Origin of the sequence: Gilvibacter sp. (assembly GCF_013214815.1) — a bacterium.
Lineage (GTDB): Bacteria > Bacteroidota > Bacteroidia > Flavobacteriales > Flavobacteriaceae > Gilvibacter.
In genome coordinates this window covers 1-21,741 of the sequence record NZ_JABSPU010000008.1, presented here as the reverse complement: position 1 = coordinate 21,741, position 21,741 = coordinate 1, and the positions used below count along the sequence as shown (strand labels likewise).

The 21,741-nt window shown below is 42.4% G+C and carries 20 protein-coding genes, 1 tRNA gene and 1 pseudogene; 11 read left to right on the top strand and 11 right to left on the bottom strand.

The genetic code is table 11. The annotated features are described in order from the left end of the window. Positions 1-7: 7 nt before the first annotated feature. The 5 genes from HRT75_RS03035 (at position 8) to HRT75_RS03015 (ending at position 6,403) form a co-directional block, all read left to right on the top strand. Positions 8-1,675, top strand: coding sequence for a S8 family peptidase (locus HRT75_RS03035; RefSeq protein ID WP_291182554.1), 1,668 nt, complete (start codon positions 8-10; stop codon positions 1,673-1,675). Next, positions 1,675-3,471: a M1 family metallopeptidase gene (locus HRT75_RS03030; RefSeq protein WP_291182552.1), complete on the top strand. Its 1,797-nt coding sequence runs from the start codon at positions 1,675-1,677 to the stop codon at positions 3,469-3,471. Before HRT75_RS03035 ends, HRT75_RS03030 begins: the two co-directional genes overlap by 1 nt. A 115-nt stretch (positions 3,472-3,586) precedes the next feature. Continuing rightward, entirely contained in the window at positions 3,587-3,931 is a 345-nt protein-coding gene (gene rnpA, locus HRT75_RS03025) for a ribonuclease P protein component (RefSeq protein ID WP_291182550.1), read from the top strand. Next, complete coding sequence (locus HRT75_RS03020) at positions 3,928-4,761, top strand: DUF4349 domain-containing protein (protein ID WP_291182547.1); 834 nt, start codon at positions 3,928-3,930, stop codon at positions 4,759-4,761. Before rnpA ends, HRT75_RS03020 begins: the two co-directional genes overlap by 4 nt. 10 nt (positions 4,762-4,771) lie before the next feature. Beyond that, complete coding sequence (locus HRT75_RS03015) at positions 4,772-6,403, top strand: S41 family peptidase (RefSeq protein WP_291182545.1); 1,632 nt, start codon at positions 4,772-4,774, stop codon at positions 6,401-6,403. A 1-nt stretch (position 6,404) separates the two neighbouring features. Here HRT75_RS03015 and HRT75_RS03010 read toward each other — a convergent pair whose 3' ends face one another. The 5 genes from HRT75_RS03010 to HRT75_RS02990 form a co-directional block, all read right to left on the bottom strand. Further along, on the bottom strand, positions 6,405-6,854 hold the full coding sequence (locus tag HRT75_RS03010) for a GNAT family N-acetyltransferase (protein WP_291182543.1): 450 nt from the start codon (positions 6,852-6,854) through the stop codon (positions 6,405-6,407). A gap of 3 nt (positions 6,855-6,857) precedes the next feature. Beyond that, the gene (locus tag HRT75_RS03005) at positions 6,858-7,319 is read right to left on the bottom strand and encodes a GNAT family N-acetyltransferase (protein ID WP_291182541.1); all 462 of its coding nucleotides are present in this window, start codon (positions 7,317-7,319) and stop codon (positions 6,858-6,860) included. Further along, positions 7,300-8,199 carry a cation diffusion facilitator family transporter gene (locus tag HRT75_RS03000; RefSeq protein ID WP_291182539.1) on the bottom strand — a complete coding sequence of 300 codons (900 nt, stop codon included), beginning with the start codon at positions 8,197-8,199 and terminating at the stop codon, positions 7,300-7,302. The genes HRT75_RS03005 and HRT75_RS03000 overlap by 20 nt, the downstream gene beginning before the upstream one ends. Positions 8,200-8,209: 10 nt before the next feature. Continuing rightward, on the bottom strand, positions 8,210-8,641 hold the full coding sequence (rpiB, locus tag HRT75_RS02995) for a ribose 5-phosphate isomerase B (protein ID WP_291182537.1): 432 nt from the start codon (positions 8,639-8,641) through the stop codon (positions 8,210-8,212). A 500-nt stretch (positions 8,642-9,141) separates the two neighbouring features. Further along, positions 9,142-9,381 carry a DUF2007 domain-containing protein gene (locus tag HRT75_RS02990; RefSeq protein WP_291182535.1) on the bottom strand — a complete coding sequence of 80 codons (240 nt, stop codon included), beginning with the start codon at positions 9,379-9,381 and terminating at the stop codon, positions 9,142-9,144. Positions 9,382-9,461: 80 nt separating this feature from the next. Between HRT75_RS02990 and rnr the strand changes: the two genes are divergently transcribed. The 3 genes from rnr to HRT75_RS02975 all read left to right on the top strand — a co-directional run bounded on the left by rnr (position 9,462) and on the right by HRT75_RS02975 (position 13,234). After that, a complete protein-coding gene (gene rnr / locus HRT75_RS02985; protein WP_291182533.1) occupies positions 9,462-11,693 on the top strand; it encodes a ribonuclease R in 2,232 nt (743 codons plus the stop codon). Positions 11,694-11,738: 45 nt separating this feature from the next. Further along, on the top strand, positions 11,739-12,410 hold the full coding sequence (locus tag HRT75_RS02980; RefSeq protein WP_291182531.1) for a head GIN domain-containing protein: 672 nt from the start codon (positions 11,739-11,741) through the stop codon (positions 12,408-12,410). 134 nt (positions 12,411-12,544) lie between these two features. Next, the gene (locus tag HRT75_RS02975; RefSeq protein ID WP_291182529.1) at positions 12,545-13,234 is read left to right on the top strand and encodes a LysE family transporter; all 690 of its coding nucleotides are present in this window, start codon (positions 12,545-12,547) and stop codon (positions 13,232-13,234) included. Between the two features lie 36 nt (positions 13,235-13,270). Here the strand turns inward: HRT75_RS02975 and HRT75_RS02970 are convergent. Both HRT75_RS02970 and folB read right to left on the bottom strand, forming a co-directional pair. Further along, positions 13,271-13,341, bottom strand: a tRNA-Cys gene (locus HRT75_RS02970). A gap of 56 nt (positions 13,342-13,397) precedes the next feature. Next, positions 13,398-13,754 carry a dihydroneopterin aldolase gene (gene folB, locus HRT75_RS02965; protein WP_291182527.1) on the bottom strand — a complete coding sequence of 119 codons (357 nt, stop codon included), beginning with the start codon at positions 13,752-13,754 and terminating at the stop codon, positions 13,398-13,400. 73 nt (positions 13,755-13,827) lie between these two features. On the opposite strand from folB, the gene HRT75_RS02960 reads away from it, so the two are divergent. Then, positions 13,828-15,843: a glutamine--tRNA ligase/YqeY domain fusion protein gene (locus HRT75_RS02960; RefSeq protein WP_291182525.1), complete on the top strand. Its 2,016-nt coding sequence runs from the start codon at positions 13,828-13,830 to the stop codon at positions 15,841-15,843. A 31-nt stretch (positions 15,844-15,874) separates the two neighbouring features. On the opposite strand, the gene HRT75_RS02955 is transcribed toward HRT75_RS02960, so the two are convergent. Together HRT75_RS02955 and HRT75_RS02950 are read right to left on the bottom strand one after the other, a co-directional pair. Further along, complete coding sequence (locus HRT75_RS02955) at positions 15,875-16,399, bottom strand: hypothetical protein (RefSeq protein WP_291182523.1); 525 nt, start codon at positions 16,397-16,399, stop codon at positions 15,875-15,877. Positions 16,400-16,401: 2 nt separating this feature from the next. Next, a complete protein-coding gene (locus tag HRT75_RS02950) occupies positions 16,402-17,346 on the bottom strand; it encodes an SPFH domain-containing protein (RefSeq protein WP_291182521.1) in 945 nt (314 codons plus the stop codon). Positions 17,347-17,422: 76 nt separating this feature from the next. Between HRT75_RS02950 and HRT75_RS02945 the strand changes: the two genes are divergently transcribed. Next, positions 17,423-18,073, top strand: a complete 651-nt coding sequence (locus tag HRT75_RS02945; RefSeq protein ID WP_291182519.1) for a hypothetical protein — start codon at positions 17,423-17,425, stop codon at positions 18,071-18,073. Here the strand turns inward: HRT75_RS02945 and gltX are convergent. Continuing rightward, positions 18,070-19,581: a glutamate--tRNA ligase gene (gltX, locus tag HRT75_RS02940; protein ID WP_291182517.1), complete on the bottom strand. Its 1,512-nt coding sequence runs from the start codon at positions 19,579-19,581 to the stop codon at positions 18,070-18,072. The two genes, HRT75_RS02945 and gltX, sit on opposite strands and share 4 nt — an antisense overlap. A gap of 74 nt (positions 19,582-19,655) precedes the next feature. Next, positions 19,656-20,714 (bottom strand): alkane 1-monooxygenase, encoded by a 1,059-nt coding sequence (locus tag HRT75_RS02935; protein ID WP_291182515.1) that lies wholly within the window; start codon positions 20,712-20,714, stop codon positions 19,656-19,658. A gap of 131 nt (positions 20,715-20,845) precedes the next feature. Here HRT75_RS02935 and HRT75_RS02930 point away from each other — a divergent pair. After that, positions 20,846-21,741 (top strand): annotated as a pseudogene (locus tag HRT75_RS02930) (hypothetical protein); the annotation flags it as partial.

The following is a 21,741-nucleotide window of genomic DNA, read 5'->3' as shown; positions in this document are numbered from 1 at the left end:
GATACCTATGAATATGAAGAAGATGATCATTCCAGCGTTAGGTTTATCGCTGTTTATGGTTTCCTGTGGAGGTCCTGCTCCATTGGTTTCAACTCCTATCGGAAATATTGATTCAGTACCCTTAAAGGTTGCGCCACTAACAGAGGCCCAAACTAAAAGTTGGGGAGCTGCCGATTTAGTAATGGACACCATTCCTGGAATGAGTGTGGATAAAGCCTATGCAGAACTGCTCAACAAAAAGAAAGGGGAAACTGTGATCGTTGCGGTAATTGATAGCGGTACCGACATTGAGCATGAAGATCTAGACGATGTGATCTGGGTAAACAAAGGAGAGATCCCGAATAACGGGAAAGACGATGACAACAACGGTTATATTGATGATATACATGGTTGGAATTTCTTAGGCGATGTAGTGGCTGAGAACATGGAGTATGTTCGTTATATGCGCAAACTAGGTCCTAAATTCGACGGTAAATCAGAGGCTGCTATCAGCGCTGCTGACCGTGAAGATTACGCTTTGTATCAAAAAGCGAAAGCTGAATACGAAAAAGAAGTTGCTGACGTACAAGGAACTTTGAACCAATACAATGCTATCTTGGCTCAAGTAAAGCCAGCTCACGAAGCCATCGCTAAAAAACTCGGGAAGGAAGACTATACCGCAAAAGACTTGCAAGGAATTGCAAATCCTGATGCTGCAACACAGCAGCAAATCGGTATGTTGACTCAAATGCTTACTTACGGAGATACCGTGCCGGATGTTTTAGATCAGCTTCAAGAAGGGATCGATTACTTCGGTGGGCGTATGGACTCACACTTCAACATGACTGCAGACTTTAGAGGAGCGCTTGGAGACAATCCAGACGACTGGAACGACAAGACTTACGGAAACAACGATGTTGACGGACCAACTGCAGATAAAGAAGACGTTTCTCACGGAACTCACGTGGCCGGTATCATTGCTGCAGAACGCAACAACGGCATTGGAATGAATGGTGTGGCCAACAACGTTGAGATCATGGTATTGCGCGCAGTGCCAGACGGGGACGAATACGATAAAGACATCGCTTTAGCGATTCGCTACGCAGCAGACAATGGTGCAAAAGTGATTAATACAAGTTTTGGAAAATACTATTCTCCGCACCCAGAATGGGTTTGGGATGCTATCAAATACGCGGCTAGCAAAGACGTGCTCATTGTAAACGCAGCAGGAAATGAAGCCTTGGACTTGGATGGTATTCAAGTATATCCAAATGACCAAGAATTAGACGGTGCTGAAATTGCAGACAACTTTATTACTATTGGTGCAATGCACCACGATTACGGTAGTGAGATGGTAGCAAACTTCTCCAACTACGGAAATACTTCTGTTGATGTGTTTGCGCCTGGAACTAAGATTTGGTCTACCATGCCAAACAACACCTATGAATATCAGCAAGGTACTTCTATGGCGGCTCCAGCAGCAGCGGGTGTAGCAGCAGTTATTCGTTCCTACTATCCTAATTTGACTGCAGCTCAAGTAAAAGATATCTTGATGAAGAGCGGATTGGATTCTTCTCAGAACGTTGTTTTGGGCGGAGATCCAGCTAACGCACAAGCCTTTGGCCAGATTTCTGTTTCTGGAAAAATGGTCAATATGTACAACGCCATCTTGATGGCAGATAAAATGTCACGATAATGAGAACTTACATTTTACTGCTTGTAGGTTGCTTGACCTTGAGCAGCTTTGCACAGAACAACACTTCCTACTGGCAACAAAAAGCAGATTATACTATGGACATCGACTTTGATGTTGAAAGCCATCAGTACAAAGGAAAACAAACCATAGAATACACCAATAATTCACCAGATACGTTGAATCGTGTATTCTATCACTTGTATTTCAACGCTTTTCAGCCTGGCAGTGAAATGGACGTTCGTTCCAGAACCATCGCTGATGCAGATCCGCGGGTAAAAGACAGAATCTCCAAATTGAGTCCGGAAGAAATCGGGTATATCAAACCGATGAAACTCACTCAAAATGGAATGGAGCTTAATTATGACGTGGTTGGTACTGTTATGGAAGTTGATTTGGCCCAGCCGATCTTGCCTGGAGCCAGCACAACTTTCTATTTGGAGTGGGACGCTCAAGTTCCTGTACAGATTCGCAGAAGCGGAAGATACAACGCAGAGGGCGTAGCTTATTCCATGACCCAATGGTATCCGAAGTTGGCAGAATACGACTTCCAAGGTTGGCACGCACACCCTTATATTGGCCGTGAGTTCCACGGTGTTTGGGGAGATTGGAAAGTGACCTTGAGCATTGACAAAGATTTTGTTGTTGGAGGAACTGGATATTTGGTGGGTGAGCCTACAACCAAGCGCGGCAAGACGACCTATGTTTTTGATGCGCCTATGGTTCATGATTTCACTTGGGCCGCTGATCCCGACTTTGTTCATGATGTTTATGAAGGCGCCAATGGAGTGACGCTTAACTTCTACTACAAGAAGACCATGAGCGAAACTAACCTGAAGAACTGGAAGGAATTGCAGCCTAAAACAGCTGCGCTTTTAGAATTCTTCAACAAGCATATTGGTGATTATCCTTACAAACAATACTCTGTGATCCAAGGTGGTGACGGGGGTATGGAATACGCCATGTGTACCTTGATCACTGGAGAACGCAAATTCGGTTCTCTTGTGGGAGTGACGGCTCACGAAATGGCACACAGCTGGTTCCAATTCCTGTTGGCGACCAATGAATCGATCCACGAGTGGATGGATGAAGGTTTCACCTCGTATATTTCAAATGCCGCCATGAATGAGATTATGGGAGAGAACTCAGATAACCCGCACAGAGGAAGTTATCGCAGTTATATCTATCTGGCAAATAGCGGGAAAGAACAGCCTTTGACCACCCATGCGGATCGTTACGACATCAACATGGCTTATGGTATTGCTGCTTACAGCAAAGGGGCGGTGTTTATGGCTCAATTGGGTTATGTGATTGGACAAGAGAACTTGGCCAAGACCATCAAGCGCTATTACGATGAATTTGCCTTCAAACACCCTACGCCGAATGATTTTATTCGTGTGGCAGAAAAGGTTTCTGGGCTAGAATTGGATTGGTACTTGCAAGATTTCGGGCAGACCATCAACACTATCGACTACGGAATTGAGAACGTAGTTGCATCAGAAGGCGGTACCCAAGTCACTCTAAAACGCAACGGACTCATGCCGATGCCTCTTGACCTTATGGTTACTTATGCCGATGGATCCAAAGAGTCGTTCTATATTCCTTTACGCATGATGCGTGGCGGAAAAGACAATCCGTATGATGGTGTGAAACGCACCGTTCTGGATGATTGGGCTTGGGCTTATCCAACCTATGATTTTGAGATTCCATCCAACGGAAAAACCATTCAGAGCATTCAAATTGACCCCTCCAATTTGATGGCAGATGCCCAGCCAGATGACAACATGAAAAAGATGTAAGCACATCCATCACAAATGATCAAAAGTCCTGCAAATGCAGGACTTTTTTTGTTTTTAGCAGGAGTTTTAGAAATAATTGGGAATTGCCAATGCCTTAATTGGTTACATTTAACCTATGTTAAAATTTCCAGCTTCACAGCGACTTAAGAGCAGCAAACAGATCGAAGCCCTATTTACCCAAGGTAAAACGGCTAAGGCCTTTCCTTTGCTGATGCGTTTTATGCCTGCTGATGTGCCTGCACACAAAGCCGCTTTTGCCGTCTCGAAGCGAAATTTTAAAAAAGCTGTAGACCGCAACCGTGTCAAACGCCTGATGCGAGAAGCGTATCGATTGGAGAAAAATACAGTCGATTCAACTTCTGCACGGTATTTGATGTTGTTCGTTTATACGGGCAAAAATCTTCCAACTTTAATTGAATTACGCCTGTCAATGGCAAAACTTTTAAAACAATTGGAATGATGAAAACCTTATTTATCGCCCTTTTTGGGACTTTTTTAGCTTGTTCTGACTCAGGATCAAGCACGATGGGAATTGCAGACTCAGACGGTTGGGCCGTCGCAGATGTAGACGGAAACTCGTACGTAAATGCAGAACCCACTGCAGAATACAGCGAAACGGATAACAAAGACGCTAAGATTATTAAGACCGCGGAAATTGAATTTCAAACCCGCGATATGGATGCCACTTACACCCGCATTCGCAAAGCGATTGCTGCTCAGGGTGGAAATTTACAAGACGACAATACGGGAAAATCATACAATCAGGTTTATAGAAGCCTTGTGATTCGTGTTCCGTCTGCGAATTTTGGACCTCTGGTAGATTCTATTGGCCAGGGTGTTGATTATTTTGACACCAAACGAATTTCTCGTCGTGACGTGGGCGAGGAATTTGTGGATCTTGAAGCTAGACTCAAAGCCAAACGCACATTAGAAGAGCGTTATTTGGAACTGCTGGGAAAAGCTAAGAACGTCACAGAAATGTTGGAGATAGAAAGAGAGTTGGCCAATATTCGAGAAGAAATCGAAGCTAAACAAGGCCGATTGAATTACCTCCAGAGCCAAGTAAGCATGAGTACAATCTCTTTACGATTCTACAAAGAGACTGTAGAAACACAGGTTCAAGCTTCTTTTGGTAGTAAGATTGCCAACGCCTTTAAAGGCGGGTGGAGTGGATTGTTGACCTTCTTTATTGGAGTACTCTATCTCTGGCCTTTTGTGCTGCTTATCGGAGTGGTGTTCTTTTTTGTTCGACGGTATTTAAAACGATCAGCTAGATCGGCAAACTCATAAAATTAAAGCTATGCTCAAGCGCGTAAAACGTATAGGTATTCCCGTAGTGTTAGGACTGATCTTGTTCGGGACCACGGCTTTTAAAAACGATTTTTTTGAAATCGCTAAACAGGTAGAGATCTTCACCACCTTGTTCAAAGAACTCAATATGAACTATGTGGACGAGACCACTCCGGCAGAACTGATGGACAAGGCCATTACCGGCATGCTTGATGATCTGGACCCCTATACGGTTTATTGGAATGAGCAAGAAGTAGAGGATGCCAGAATTAATAATTCCGGAGAATACACTGGGATCGGCGCCTCGGCGAGAACTTTAAAAGGGAAGATCCTAGTAATGGAACCCTTTAAAGGATATCCTGCTGACAAAGCAGGCTTAAAGGCAGGCGATGAGATCATTAAGATCGACAACATTGCCTTAAGCGACTTTACTGATGATGCCGGAGACCTTTTAAAAGGGGCTCCTGGCACCACGGTAAGTCTCACTTATATGCGACAAGGCAAAGAGTACACGACTCAACTTACTCGTGAAGCGGTAGGCATTAAAGCCGTTCCTTTTTCAAAGTTGATCAACAGCGATACCGGTTATATTGTGTTGAGTAAGTTCAATGCAAAGACAACTATTGAAACCCGAAAAGCCATGGAAGACCTCAAAGAAGAGGGTGCAACCAAGATCATTCTGGATCTGCGCGGTAATCCCGGTGGGCTACTTAATGAAGCAATTAATGTTGTTAACCTCTTTGTCAACAAAGGTGAAGTGATTACCACCACTAAGTCGGTCATTAAAAAATACAACCGCAGTTATATGACCCAACAAGATCCTGTGGATACAGAAATTCCATTGGTGGTTTTGGTTAATGGACGCTCTGCTTCTGCGAGCGAGATCGTTTCTGGAGCCATTCAAGATCTGGACCGAGGAGTAGTTATTGGTGCGCGTAGTTTTGGTAAAGGACTGGTACAAAGACCTAAGAACCTGACGTACGGAACACAACTTAAGATCACTATCTCAAGATACTACACCCCAAGCGGTCGTTGTATTCAGGCTTTGGACTATTGGAATCGCGATGAGAATGGAGATCCTGTACGGGCAGAGCCTAGTGAGTACAATGCCTTTAAAACACGTGGTGGAAGAACCGTTTACGACGGTGGCGGAATCTTACCAGATATTGAATTGGAGTCTTCTAAATACAGCCCAATCACTACAGCGCTTTTGAGAGACAATGCTATTTTCAACTACGCCACAGAATACTATTACAAGAAAAATTTAGACTCTTGGGAGAACTTTTCTTTCTCTGATTCTGACTTTGATGGCTTTGTGAAATACCTCAACAAAAACGGTTTTGAGTACGAAACAGAAACCGAGAAAGCCTTTGATGTGGCCTTTAGTAAGGCTAAAAGTGACGAGCTTCAAGATCAGATCAAAAAGGCCTACACTACTTTGCGCTCCGAGATTGATGCGGTAAAACAAAACGAGCTTCGCGATAAGAAAGTAGAGATCAAGTCGCTTTTGGAGCAAGAGATATTAAAGCGTTATTTCTATAGAGAAGGCCTTTATGAGTACCAAGTGGTAAACAATCCGGAGATCTTGGAAGCTTTGGCGGTCTTGAATGACCCGCAGCGCTATGCAAAAATCTTGAAATAAGCTACAGGGCTTTTGTAAAACAGAAGCTTTCGTCAAGGCCTTTGTAGGGTCCGTAGTTTTCTTCCATTCGCTTAAAGCCTGTGGATTCATAAAGGGCAATCGCCGCATGCTGACGTTTGCCAGTTTCTAGTACCAACTGTTGAAACCCTTCTAATTTGGCCCAAATTTCAAGCTCTTGAAGCACTGCTTTTGCAATGCCTTTTCCTCGAGCTTCAGCTGCTGTATACATCCGTTTTATTTCGGCCGTAGTTTTATTTAAAGCTTTAAAACCGCCGCAGGCGGTCGCGCGATTTTCTGTATATACGAGCAACAAATGTTGAATATCCTCAAGGCCATTGTACTGATTGTAAAAGGCGTGATCTTCTCCGTCTGTAACTTTTAGCTCCGCGTCTAATTGACGGACCAAAGCCAAAAGATCGGAATCTGTATTGGAGACTCTTTGGAAACGCATGGCTTAGCTTTTAATCATGGCTATGTGTGGAATTCCGTCTTCTAAATAGGAATCGCCTGTAGTTTGAAAACCGTGACTGTTGTAAAAGTCAATGAGATAGGTCTGGGCAGATAGTTTAATGACACTGGTATTGTAAGTGTCTGTTATAGCCTTAATAGACGCCTGCATGATCTGATGTCCATAACCGTCCTTGCGGTGTTTTTCTGCCACCACTACCCTACCAATAGCAGCTTCCGGAAAATAATCTCCCGGTTTAAAACAGCGCGTGTAGGCCACAATCTTATCGTTGCGCGTTCCGATTATGTGAAGTGCTTTTTGATCTTTACCGTCTAAGTCTTGGTATACACAATCTTGCTCCACCACAAACACCTCGCAGCGTAATTGTAAAAGCTCGTAGAGCTCGCAAATATTGAGCTGCTCAAAGATCTTTACTTCTATTTTTAGATCAGTCTTGGACAATGACATCTTTAGCGTCGTTTTTATTGAATTCCGGTTGGATGTTTACGTGGTTGATTCCAAATTCTTTATGAAGATACGCTTCTATTTGCAGTAAAAGGGCGTCAAATTCGGAGATCTTTATATCGTCTTGTAAATCCAAATGCGCTTCTAAATGCGTTTCGTGTTCATTGGCTTGCCATACATGGACATGGTGCATAGCCTTTACATTCGGATATTGATTAATTGTTTCAATGATATTATCAATATGGATCCCCTCCGGAGTAAATAACATAAGCACCTTAAGCGATTGTTTGAACAGATCGTATCCCATATAGATCAAATACAGAGCAATGGCTAAAGTTAAGAGGCTATCCACCCACCACAGTTGATAGTATTTCATAAGCAATCCACCAATCAAAACAGCTACGGATGCAGACATATCGGTCAGTAAATGCAGATAGGCCGACCGCATGTTCATATTGGATTCTGCTTCCTTGCGCAGTAATAAAACACTCAATCCGTTAGCCACAATTGCAATAGCAGAAAGCCAGATCACCAAATTGCTTTCAATTTCCTGAGGGCTGATAAACCGCTCTATAGATTCAATGATCAAGATCACCGCCACAATGAGCAGTGTACTGGAATTGATAAAAGCTGCAATGATCTCAGCCCTTTTGTACCCAAAGGTTTTAGAGGTAGAAGCAGATCTTTTAGAAAGTCGTTCAGCAACATAACTAATTAATAGAGAAAGAACATCACTAAAGTTGTGAAGCGCGTCAGAAAGTAAGGCAAGGCTACCTGAAATAACGCCTCCAATAACCTGGGAGGCTGTAATAATCACATTGAGCAGGATGGACACTACAAGTTTGGTGCCCTTAGTATCGTTTTGATGATGGTTCCCACCCATGATATTTGATTTACATACAGGCGATCTTATTTACGCGATTGGCGTGACGTCCACCTTCAAATTCAGTAGCTAAAAATACATCCACCATAGCAATGGCTTGTGGTAATGAGGTGAAACGCGCAGGGATGCTCAAAACGTTTGCATCGTTGTGCTGTCTGGCCAGCTCAGTGATCTCTTTCGTCCAACAAAGCGCAGCGCGCACTTGTTGATGTTTATTAGCCGTCATGGCAGCTCCGTTTCCGCTCCCGCAAATAATGATTCCTAAATCTACACTTCCGTTTTCAACATCAGTGGCCACAGGGTGGATAAAGTCTGGATAATCAACACTGGAACTATCATCAGTACCATGGTTGTTTACTTGATGTCCCTGCCCTTCTAAATGTGCAACTATAGCAGCTTTGTATTCCGTTCCGGCGTGATCATTTCCAATGGCGATTTTCATAATTGCGAAGTATTTAAAAGTTAGATAGTTATCAATTTAGCTAATAGGCTGAGGTTCAGGGGATGTTGAAAAAGCAGTCTTGTGTAAATTAAATGTTTATAAAATGTTATCGCTTACCGATAAAAAAATTTGGAAGTCTGACCTGAAATGTTCCTTATAAAAATCAAATCGGAAACCAATTTTTCTTATTCCATCTTTTGATGAACTTATTACAAAAATACAGCAACTTTCTAACAGCTGTTCACAGATCTACTTATTAAAAATTCACTTTTTATTGGAGTTATTCACAGTTGTGAATTAGAATCTCCAAATCTTTTAAAATCAAGCAGTCAGATTTCTAATATCTTGTTGAGAACTCGTAGATAAATTCATTTAAAAGCAGAATCAAAATAAGTGAACAAGAAGTTTTACCAGTTTTCAACAGCATATAATAAGCACCACTAAAATCAATTTAAAAAAAAGAAAAAAAGAGAATAATATAAATAGTGTTAAAAACTGTTTTAGACAATCTTTAAGCTTCCTGAGGATTTTAGATCTTCGATGATTTGAATGGCAGTGTCTTTGTCTTCTGGGTGGACTTTGAGACGAATGCCGCCGATGGCGTTAGAATGAAAGGGAAGGACGGAGATCATGGTTTCATTCTGAAATACGTAGCGAATACTCTGCTGCTGAAGCAGGTGCTCTAGAACGGTATATTCTGAGGGATAGGTGAATATGGCTATGGTTTCAAAACGTTCCATTGATCTAATTTACCAAATCTTTTAAGCTTAAAAAATGCATTCTCGCTTTATTGGTCTACTTTTGTCGCTTAAAGTTTCCAATGGGAAAGAAAAAAAGAAAGAAAAAGGGAGTTACTAAGATTCAGCACCTTAGCCGAAGCATTCTCAGTATCCTAAAAAAAGATCCTTCCAGGAGTTTTAACTACAAACAGATCGCTGCTAAATTGCAAGTCACAGATCCTAGTGGACGCAATCAGATCATTAAAAAGCTCCGACAATTACAGACCAAGGGTCAAGTTGAAGAAATTGATAGAGGTAAGTTCAAAATTGTAGCAAAATCCTTTTATCATGAGGGTATCATTGACGTGACCAGTAGAGGACAAGGTTATGTCATAGTAGAAGGCATGCAAGAAGATGTCTTTATAAAACAAGGCAATCTCAATAGAGCGCTAAATGGCGATACCGTTGAAGTCTATATTTTCAAACGTAGAAAAGGTGGAAGATTAGAAGGTGAGATCACAAGAGTGATTCAGCGAAAGCGCACGGAGTTTGTCGGAACCATTCAAATCCAAAAGAATTTTGCCTTTGTAGATACTTCTGCTTCTAAACTATCCGTAGATATTTTTATTCCAAAAGGGAAGATCGGGAAGGCACAAGATGGAGATAAAGTGTTGGTCAAATTAGAAGACTGGCCAGAGTCTGCAGACTCTCCATTTGGAAGTATAATTAAAAGCTTTGGTCCTGAAGGTGAGCACAATACAGAGATTCATGCTATTTTAGCACAATACGGTTTGCCGTATGAATTTCCTCCTGAGGTTCAAGCTTTTGCCGATGGTTTAGACACCTCGATCACTCAAAAAGAGATTGATAAAAGACGGGATATGCGTAAGGTATTAACCTTTACCATTGACCCAAAAGATGCTAAAGATTTTGATGATGCGCTTTCATTTCAAATCTTAGAGAACGGTAATTTTGAAATAGGAATTCACATTGCAGACGTATCGCATTACTTGCAAGAAGGAACTATTTTAGATGAAGAGGCCTTTGAACGAGCTACTTCTGTTTACCTGGTGGATCGAGTAGTGCCTATGTTGCCTGAAGTACTTTCTAACAATGCGTGCTCCTTGCGCCCGAATGAAGAGAAGTATACCTTCTCTGCAGTTTTTGAGATCGATAAAAATGCTCAGATCCAATCCCAATGGTTTGGGCGTACAGTTACTTATTCTGATGCACGCTACGCTTATGAAGAAGCTCAAGTGGTCATAGAAGCTAAGCAGCAAGCGCCGTATTCTGAGGTAGAAATTCCAGAAGATATTTCCATTCGTGATGGCGCTTATAAGATACCAGCTCCTTTAGTTGAGGCTATTTCAACCTTGGATTTTCTCGCTAAGATCATGCGTAAAAAACGTATGCAAGCTGGGGCCATTTCTTTTGATAAAGTAGAAACCAAATTCCACTTAGATAAAAACAATAATCCAGAAGGGATCTTCTTTAAAACTTCTAAGGATGCTAATAAACTCATTGAAGAGTTTATGCTTTTAGCCAATAGAAGAGTGGCTGAATTTATCGGGAAACAAGACCCTCCAAAGACTTTTGTGTATCGTATTCACGATGAACCGGATGATGAAAAACTCACCCAACTCGGAAACATTGCTCATCAGTTTGGACACCGTTTTTCTGTAAAAGATAGAAAATCAACTACTGCAGCTTTGAATCAGTTATTAAAAGATGTTCAAGGCGCCAAAGAGCAAAACCTGGTAGATACTTTAGCCATCCGATCCATGAGTAAAGCCATTTACAGTACCGATAATATTGGTCACTACGGATTGGCTTTTGATTATTACTCGCACTTTACTTCACCGATTCGTCGTTATCCGGATGTGATGGTGCACCGTTTGCTGCAGCATTATTTAGACGGAGGCAAGAGTACGAATAAAGATCAATTTGAACGGGATTGTGGTCACTGTAGCGATATGGAATATACGGCCTCAAGTGCAGAACGTGACAGCATCAAGTATATGCAGGTCAAATACATGAGTCAGTATAAAGACGAGGTATTCTTAGGCGTGATCTCTGGGGTGACTGAATGGGGAATTTATGTGGAGATCATGAGCAATCGCTGTGAAGGAATGGTTTCTTTACGGGATCTAAAAGAAGATCATTTTGATTTTGATAGAGACCAAATGGCTATTGTAGGTGCCTCTACTAAAATGATGTATCAACTTGGAGATGAAGTATTTATTACTTTAAAACATGCTGATTTAGTCAAAAAACAGCTGGATTATAATATGATCGGGCACCGAGAAGACCACGATTATCCCAATGCACTGTAACATTTAAGGCCCTGCCCTATCCTTAGTGTAGAAATCTAAAGAAAAATGAAGCAGATAATTACACTTATAGCTCTGGTATTTACCAGCCAGATCTTAGCTCAAGAGATCAATAAGGAAGTCGGAGATTTTAATACCATTAAAGTTTTTGATCTAATTGAAGTCAATATGATCCCTGCGGATGAGAATCGTGTGGTAGTGAAAGGTCGTGATATAGACTATGTCAAGATCATCAATGACAACGGAAAATTAAAGATCCGTATGGAAATTGACCGTCGATTCAATGGAAATGACACTTTTGTAGAAGTGTATTTCAAAAGCATTGAAACTATTGACGCCAATGAAGGATCGTATATCACGGTTAATGAAACTTTAATCCAAGATGATCTGGAGTTGCGCGCTCAAGAAGGAGGAACCATTAAGGTTGGTTTGGATGTTAAGCGTTTAAAAGCACGCGCCGTTACTGGTGGAATTTTGGAAACTTCAGGAAAGACAGAATGGCAAGAAGTAACTTTGAATACCGGAGGAATTTATAAAGGTCAAGAACTCATTACTTCTTACACCAAAGTAACCATAGCTGCTGGAGGTGAAGCTGAGATTCACGCTAAAGACAAGGCAGAATTAAAAGTAACCGCTGGTGGAGACATCTATGTCTACGGAGAACCAGCCGAATTGAAAAAGAGAACATTTGCTGGAGGCCGCATTGAGCGCATGCACTAGCAGTAAAAAAGCACACAATTTTGAAGCTCATAATTCCTTGTGGTTATGAGCTTTTTTTATGTCCTAATTCTAAGGAATAAGGTTTCTAAACATTTGACTTTTTACCCCTGTAAATATTCGTACTTTTATAGGGTATGACAGAGGGCTTATTATATGCGGCAGTTTATGGATTTGTACTGGCTTTTGCGCTAGGCCCTGTCTTTTTCACACTTATAGAAACCGCTATATCTAAAGGCTTTAAAGCGGCACTATTCTTCAATATTGGGGCTTTCACTGCAGACATTCTTTTTATTGTATTTGTTTATTTCAGTACCGAAAAGATCTTAGAAAAGCTTCAAAATGATCCCAACCTGATCATTTTTGGAGGAGCCATATTGGTGATCTACGGGATAATCTCCTACATCCGGATCTCAAAATCCTTTATAAAAATTGTTCGGGAACATTATTCAGTCAGCGTTAAAAAGAACTTACCTGGACTGTTTTTAAAAGGATTCCTTTTGAACTTTGTGAACTTCGGAGTTCTTGCGGGATGGATAGGAACTATGATCATGGCCAACGCCTTAACCGCTTCCAAACAAGGAGTGATCTTGTTTTTAGCAACGGTCTTGATTGTTTTTTTCTCGACAGATCTGGTCAAGATCACACTAGCAAAGAAGTTGCGTTCCAAGCTAACGCCGCGCTTTATTTTTAGAACCAAACGCTGGGTGAGTATTTTGATCATTGGTTTTGGGATGATGCTACTCTATCAAGGATTTTTCCCGAATCAGTCTATAAAACAAGGCATACAAGATTTCCAGACGGAACAATCAGAAACTACAGAATAAAAAAACCCGCTAAATCTAGCGGGTTTTCTTTTGTTGAGGCATCGAGCGGATTCGAACCGCTGTACAAGCTTTTGCAGAGCTGTGCCTAGCCACTCGGCCACGATGCCATTGTGGAGGGCAAATGTAAAAAAATTCGTTGTAAATCGGGAAGTTTCCCGCGATTTTAGCGCTGGTCTTCCAAACAAACTTCAACAGAGGCCACATCCCCACCAATTGGTGGATTAATCTTAGCCACGCAAACTTTGGTTTTGCTTACCATAGGTAGCTCGTTTAAGATGCGGGTGTTGATCTTTTTAGCAACAACTTCAAGGAGTTTACTCGGAACAGCCATCTCTTCTTTGATGATCGCGTTAAGGTGTACGTAATCTACAGTATCGTTGAGATCATCGGTTGCGGCTGCCTTTTGCAAATCAGCTTCTACCTCCAATTGTACCAAATAATCAGAACCAATTATGGTTTCTTCTTTCAAACAGCCGTGTGAGGCGTATACTCTAACGTTGTGTAAGCGAATGATTCCCACCTAAAAAAATTTTCCGCTAAGATAGATTATTCTTGGGTTTTGGTATCTTTGTCAGTCATTAAAAACAAAGGCTGTGAGCGACGATAAATCCTTGAATTTCATAGAGCGAATCATTGAAGACGATCTTTCAAAATCGTATTCCAATGACCAACTTCGTTTTAGATTCCCACCAGAACCCAACGGTTATTTACACTTGGGGCACGCTTCTGCCATTTGTTTGAATTTTGGTTTAGGCGAGCGTTATAATGCTCCAGTAAATTTGCGCTTTGACGACACCAATCCCGCTAAGGAAGAGCAAGAGTTTGTAGATGCTATTAAGCTTGATATTGAGTGGTTGGGATACAGCTGGGATACGGAGTGCTATGCTTCAGATTACTTCCAAGAGCTTTACGATTGGACGGTAGAGCTGATCAAAGCAGGTAAAGCTTATGTGGATTCTCAGAGTTCAGAAGCCATTGCAGAACAAAAAGGAACGCCTAACGAACCTGGTGTGGCTAGTCCTTACCGCAATCGTTCTGTAGAAGAGAATTTGGAACTCTTTGCTAAGATGAAAGCAGGAGAGATGCCAGAAGGACAGCACGTGGTGCGTGCCAAGATAGACATGAGCTCTCCAAATATGCTTATGCGTGATCCCGTGATGTATCGCGTTTTACACAAGCACCACCACAGAACCGGTACCGATTGGAGTATCTTCCCGATGTATGACTGGGCGCATGGAGAGAGTGACTATGTTGAGCAAATTTCTCACTCCTTGTGTACACTAGAATTCCTACCGCACCGCGAATTGTACGATTGGTTTTTAGATCAGATTCACGATCCATCAAAGCTGCGACCAAAACAGCGTGAATTTGCGCGTAGAAACATATCTCACACCGTAGTGAGCAAGCGAAAACTGGCTCAACTGGTGGCAGAAGGAGTGGTCTCAGGTTGGGATGATCCACGTATGCCAACGGTTTCTGGAATGCGTCGTAGAGGTTATACTCCGGATTCCATCAAGAATTTTGCAGACAGTGTGGGCATCGCTAAGCGTGAAAACTTGGTTGATGTATCTCACTTAGAATACTGTGTTCGTGAGGACTTGAACAAAGTGGCTAACCGCGTGATGGCTGTTTTAAACCCTGTGAAGTTGGTAATAACCAACTATCCAGAAGGAAAAGAGGAGTGGTTGGAGACAGAAAACAACCCAGAAGATCCAAACGCGGGTAATAGAGAAATTCCTTTTTCAGGTACGCTTTATATAGAAAAAGAAGATTTCAAAGAGGAAGCCGGACGCAAATTCTTTAGGCTGACTTTAGGCGGAGAAGTTCGTTTAAAGAGCGCTTATATCATCAAGGCCGAATCTGTGGAGAAAGATGCCGAGGGCAATATAACGCAGATCAACTGTAGTTATGATCCCGACAGTTTGAGTGGCAGTGGAACCGAGGCGAGTTTGCGCAAAGTAAAGGGAACCTTGCATTGGGTTTCTGCAGACCATGCCATAGAAGCAGAAGTGCGTGAATACGATCGTTTGTTCTTGGATGAATCTCCAGACACCCACAAAGACAAGAGCTTTATGGAATTTGTGAATCCAGATTCTTTAAAGATCCGTAAGGCGATGTTAGAGCCTTCTCTGGCAGATGCCAAAGTTTTGGAACACTTTCAGTTTCAGCGTTTGGGTTATTTCAATGTGGATCCAGACAGCATACCCGGCAATTTGATCTTTAACAAGACTGTTGGCTTGCGCGATACTTGGGCAAAACAAAAACCCCAAGCTCCGCAGCAAAACAAACCTAAACAACAGGCTCCAGAGCGCGCTGCAATAGACGTAATTAAACAACTCGGTAAAAAGTATACCAATCTACCAGAGGAGAAGCGAAACGCCACCAGAGGCCGTATAATTGAGTTGGCAGATAAAGTGAGCTATGAAGAACTAGAACCTTTGTTCGCTACAGCTGCTAAGAAAGCGGGAACGCGTATTGCGGCAATGTTAGTTCTGGGTGTATTGCTATCTAATGGACAAGAAAAGACCCCAGAGGCAACAGAGTTTATAAGCAAAGCTTTAGAAGACCGCAACGACCTGCTGGTTCAAGAAGCAGAAGCCTTATCATAAAAAAAGCCCCGACTAACGGGGCTTTTCTTTTTTAGTTATCTATCATGCTGCGTTCATCCGGAGGGATGTTCAACGATGTTTTGAGATCAGGAAGGATCATTCCAATCAACGCTTGATTGTTTATTTGAGCTCCTTCAATGAAATACCATCGGTTGAGGTCTGAATTGTACACGCCAAACATGTGAGAGATGGATTGTGTGGATTGCTCCGGACTCATTTTTACCACCACCTTGTTTTTGATCACGCAGCGATACTGGTCTTGCTCATAGGCAAAACCCGTCATTTCAATAACCTCGCTACTGGTAATGCTAACCCCTTGACTTTCCATGCTTTTCATGGTTTCTGCCATCATGCCTAAGGCGCTTTCACGTCCGCCCATCAGCTCTAAAACTTCTGGCATGGTGTAATCAAAAAGTGTCTCGTAATCCGAATTCTCTGTAGCTTCACAGGCAATTTTAGCTTGTGCTATAGCCAAGGCCTTGAGTTCATCTTCTGTCTGGGCTGTGGCCGTAAAACCAAAACTCACCAACAGCATTAAAAGGATGGAACGGATCATGCTTATTCAGATTTGTTTTTACCTAAACCGCGTGCGGCGTTTTGCTTCTTCATCTCTTCACCGATTTGGTTACTCGCGGTGAAAGAGGCGATCATATTGTTAAGCATGTCGCTTCCCGCTTGAGGAGAATTCGGTAAAAGAATCAAATTGGTGTTAGTTTCTTCACCAATGGATTGCAAGGTGTCATAATGCTGAGTCACTACAATAAGCGCTGAGGCTTCCTGAGAATTGATCCCCACATTGTTTAAGACATCTACAGACTCTTCCAAACCACGAGCGATCTCACGGCGCTGGTCCGCAATACCTTGACCCTGTAAACGCTTGCTTTCTGCTTCTGCACGCGCCTTAGCCACAATCTTGATACGGTCTGCTTCTGCTTCGTATTCTGCAGCTACTTTTTCACGCTCAGCAGCGTTGATTCGGTTCATGGCAGCCTTAACCTGTACGTCTGGATCAATGTCGGTCACTAGGGTTTTGATGATGTCGTACCCATAATTTACCATCGCTTCATTAAGCTCGCGTTTAACCGCGATCGCAATATCGTCTTTACGCTCAAAAACGTAATCGAGTTTCATTTTTGGCACCTCAGCACGTACTACGTCAAATACAAAACTGGTGATCTGATCATGTGGATTGTCTAGTTTATAGAAGGCTTCATAAACCTTGTCTTTGATGACTTGGTATTGTACAGAGATCTTTAGACGCACAAATACATCGTCTTTGGTTTTGGTCTCTACAATGACATCCAACTGTTGAATTTTCAGGTTGATTCTGCCTGCAATGCGATCCACTAAAGGAATCTTAAATCGCAAACCTGAACCTCTAATACCGACAAAACGCCCGAATCGTTCAACAACAGCTGCGGTCTGTTGTTTGACCATAAAAAAAGAAGACAATAGGATCAATAAACTGAACAAGAGTGCTGGACCAATAAGAATATACTCCATGGGTTGATTTTTAAGTTATTAAATGACTAAGAGAAGATAAGAAAAATGCAATACATTTGCAGCTTTCAGCTATACTATGAGGCACATATTCCCCCTATTTGTTACAATCCTACTATTAAATTTTTCAGCGACCGCACAAGGCTATGATAGAAACTACAATAAAATTGGTGTTTCTGGAGGTTACTTGTTCTCTGATATAGACACCGACGATCTACCATTGAGCAGCTCTAACGGTTTTACCTTAGGCCTTGAAACTCGCGGCTCTTATAGCCGTACGATGGATTTCATCTACGCCGTTACCTTTTACAACCAACAGGTGGATTTGCAAACTGTTGGTATCAATGGAGACGAGCTTGTGAGCATGAGTCAGCAGTCGGTGCAACTGCAGTTTTTGGCCAGCTACAATATTTTTAGACATCACCTGAGTGTGGAGGCCGGCCCAGCTATCGCCGTACAAGGAAAATTCAAACCCGGTGAAGACAGCCAAGAAAACAATTTGGTGGCGGGTTATACCCTAACGCGCGTGGAGGATCTTAGAAACTTATCTACTATAGATTTTAGATTGGTGGGTGGATTGACCTTTGGAATTGAGCCTTTTAGAATCAGTTTGCTTTATATGCGCGGAATTACCAACACACTCAATGCGTTAAACGGCACTAATCCAGAGTTGGACGATCTAAAAGGAAACAACAACTTTTTAGCTTTGAGAGGAATTATTTATTTCTAAGACATATGCGCAATCGCATTTTCAATGCGACGTACGGACTCTACCTTTCCAAGGATTTCCATAATATCAAAAACATCGGGCCCTTGTAAGGATCCAACCAAGCTCAATCGCAGCGGCATCATGACTTTCCCAAAGCCTAACTCCAGGCTTTGAATCCATGTTTTAACAGCTTTTGAAGCATTTTCCGCCGTAAAATCATCAACTCCGTTAAGCAGCTCTACTACTTTGCTCATCAGCTCAGGAGTCTCTTCTTTAAAGGCTTTTTTAGATGCTTTGGCATCATAAGAATCCGGAGCTACAAAGAAGTAGTGACCTAATTCCCAAAGATCTTCAGTAAAGGTGATGCGTTCTTTTAATGCGCCTACTATAGCCGGCATATTCAAACGGCTGCTGATGTTTTTGGTCACTAAAAGATGTCCAAATTCTGCGGCCAAGTCAGCATCAGTTCTTTGCTGGATATAATGCGTTTGAAACCATTTTGTTTTCTCCGGATCGAATTTAGCTCCTGCCTTGTTCACTCGGGAGAGATCAAAAGCTTCTACTAATTCTTCAAGGGAAAAGATCTCTTGTTCCGTTCCAGGATTCCAACCTAAGAAAGCCAACATGTTCACGGCAGCCTCAGGCAAATATCCGTCTTCGCGATAGCCCGCAGAAGCGTCTCCTTCTTGTGGATTCCATTGCAGTGGGAATACCGGGAAGCCCATTTTATCGCCATCGCGCTTGGAGAGTTTTCCTTTGCCAACCGGTTTCATGATCAGCGGTAAGTGCGCAAATTCCGGCGCGTCCCAACCCATAGATCGGTACAACAAATAGTGCAGCGCCAAGGAAGGCAACCACTCTTCTCCGCGAATCACATGCGTGATCTCCATCAAATGGTCGTCTACGATATTCGCTAGGTGATAGGTAGGCATACCATCACTCTTAAACAGTACTTTATCGTCTAGGGTAGAGGTGTGTACTTTTACTTCTCCACGGATGACGTCTTGCAAAGTGAGGGTTTCGTCGGCAGGTGTTTTAAAGCGGATCACATAAGGTATTCCCGAGTTTAATCGGGCGTGTAAATCCTCATCAGACATATTCAAACTGTTGTCCAATCCATCTCGATTGGCCCAGCCGTATGAAAAGGTTTCTTTGTTGGCTTCTGCAGCTGCACGAAGCTCTGTTAAGGCTTCTGGCGTATCAAATGCATAATAGGCATGTCCGGCTTGGATCAATTGATCTGCGTACTGTTTGTAGCTCGCTTTACGTTCGCTCTGTCTGTATGGCCCAAAACCACCATCTTTTCCTGGTCCTTCATCAAAAGGAATGTTGAGCCAGTTTAGCGCTTCAATGATATAATCTTCGGCGCCAGGAACATAACGGGTTTGGTCTGTATCTTCTATACGAAGTACAAAAGTACCGCCTTGTTTCTTGGCAAAAAGGTAGTTGAATAGTGCTGTGCGAACCCCTCCAATATGGAGTGGTCCTGTTGGGCTTGGTGCAAAACGTACGCGTACCGAACAACTCATAACTCTCAATTTAAGTGGCAAATTTACGCTTAATTGAGAGAAACTCTAAAGGTCTGGGAACTAAAAATAGTGGTTTAAGCAGCAGCTTGTAGCGCCACCATTTCTTTAGGCACGCGCTTATTCATAATCGCAAACCAAAGCGGAGGTACCATAGCCAAAACCATGGAAGTGGGGTAGCCGTAGGGCAGTTGTGGACTCACTTCGTGATACTCCAAAACCTGATACTTTTTACTCGCTTTATAGTGGTGATCGCTGTGACGGGTGAGTTCATAAAGGATCACACGGCCCAATACGTGGTTGGAATTCCAGGAATGAATCTCAGAAACACGCTCATAACGACCGCTTTTGGTCTTAGCGCGGCGCAAACCATAGTGTTCAATATAGTTGATGCTCTCTAAAAGCAGTATGCCAACAAGCGCTATCGCGGCGGCAAGCAAGAGTCCCATCGGTCCAAAAAACATAAAGCACAAACCAAAATAAGCCAGCTGCAAAACCAAATACCAGAACATATCATTTTTGAGGCTAAAGAAGCTCAAGTTGTCTGCCTTGAGTAAGCGCTTTTGAATTTGCCAAGCATTGCTGTACTGTCTGGTCGTAGAGGTAAACCAAAAGGAGTAAACCGTTTGATTGTATGCTGCAGAAGCTGGATCCTTCTCCGTAGCGGCATGTAAATGATGACCAAAATTGTGTTCAATATAAAAGTGCATATACTGCGCAGGCAAAAGGAGCATTTTGCTCAAAGTTCGTTCCCAGGCTGTTTTTCTGTGTCCCAGCTCATGGGCTACATTGATGCCGTTGGCGCCCAAAACGATTCCAACAGAGAAGGTGTAACCCACAATGGCAGCAGTGCTGTAGTCTGCCCAAGATAGGCTCCAAAGGAAGTATCCAATGATTCCGTAAACGATAGGAAGATTTAAATAAAGCAACACATCAAAGAATCGATTTTTAAGTTTAGAATCTACCTCTTCATTGTCAAGATTCTCTGTATTTACAGGCAATAGCAGCTCCATAATTGGAATCAGCACAAAGGCAAAAATTGGCGTGAAATAAGCCCAACTTTCTCCCATCCAAAAGGAGAAAATAGCAACTGCGGGAATTGAAAATGCGGAGAGGTATTTAAGATCTTGTAACATAAGTTGAGGGTTTGTATGGTTTTCTGCGGAATGGGTACGGTCTTTGCAGCTTCCTTAAACGACTGTTAAATCAGACAGAACTGGGAAATAAAGTTGTAATTTAGAAGCTTACAAGCGCGTAAAGGCCCTATATGAGCACTTTTGGAATCATCCAGCAAAAGCTGGAACAATTTATTAAAAAATACTACACCAATGCCTTGATCAAGGGTAGTTTGTTGTTTTTGGCAACAGGTTTACTCTATTTATTGATCACGCTTTTGGTGGAGCATTTCTTGTGGTTGGATTCTGGTGGTCGTGCTATTTTGTTTTGGGCTTTTGTTGCTGTTGAGGTTTTGCTTTTTGCTCGATTCATTGCTTTGCCGCTGACCAAGTTGTTTCAGTTGCAAAAAGGAATTACCCATGAAGAGGCCTCGCGCCTGATTGGAAACCATTTCCCTGAGGTCAGTGATAAGCTGCTGAATGTGATTCAGCTGAATCAAAATCAGAGAGAATCTGAATTACTCGCCGCAAGTATTGACCAAAAGGCTGCAGAATTGGAACCCATCCCTTTTAAGCGTGCCATAAATTATGCAGGGAATTTGCCGTATCTAAAGTATGTAGCCATTCCTGTTTTACTTTTTGTAGTGATCAGTATGTTAGGCGGAAAAGAGCTATTTACAGACTCTTACAAAAGGGTAGTGAATTACGATACAGCCTATGAACCACCCGCTCCTTTTGCCTTCTTTTTAGAGAATGAATCTTTAGATGCAATTCAGCATCAATCTTTTACGCTGCGCGTGGCAACTTCTGGTGATTTTATCCCAGAATCAGCTTATTTGACTTATGGTGGCCAACGATTTTTAATGAAACCCGTAGGTCCGGGTCTGTTTCAATATGAGTTCAAACGACCCAATGCAGATCTGGATTTTAGACTTACCGCAAATAGCGTGACCTCTATACCCTATACGTTGAATGTGATTGAAGTGCCGAGTTTGGTGGCCATGGAAATGCAGTTGGATTATCCAGGATATACAGGAAAGACCGATGA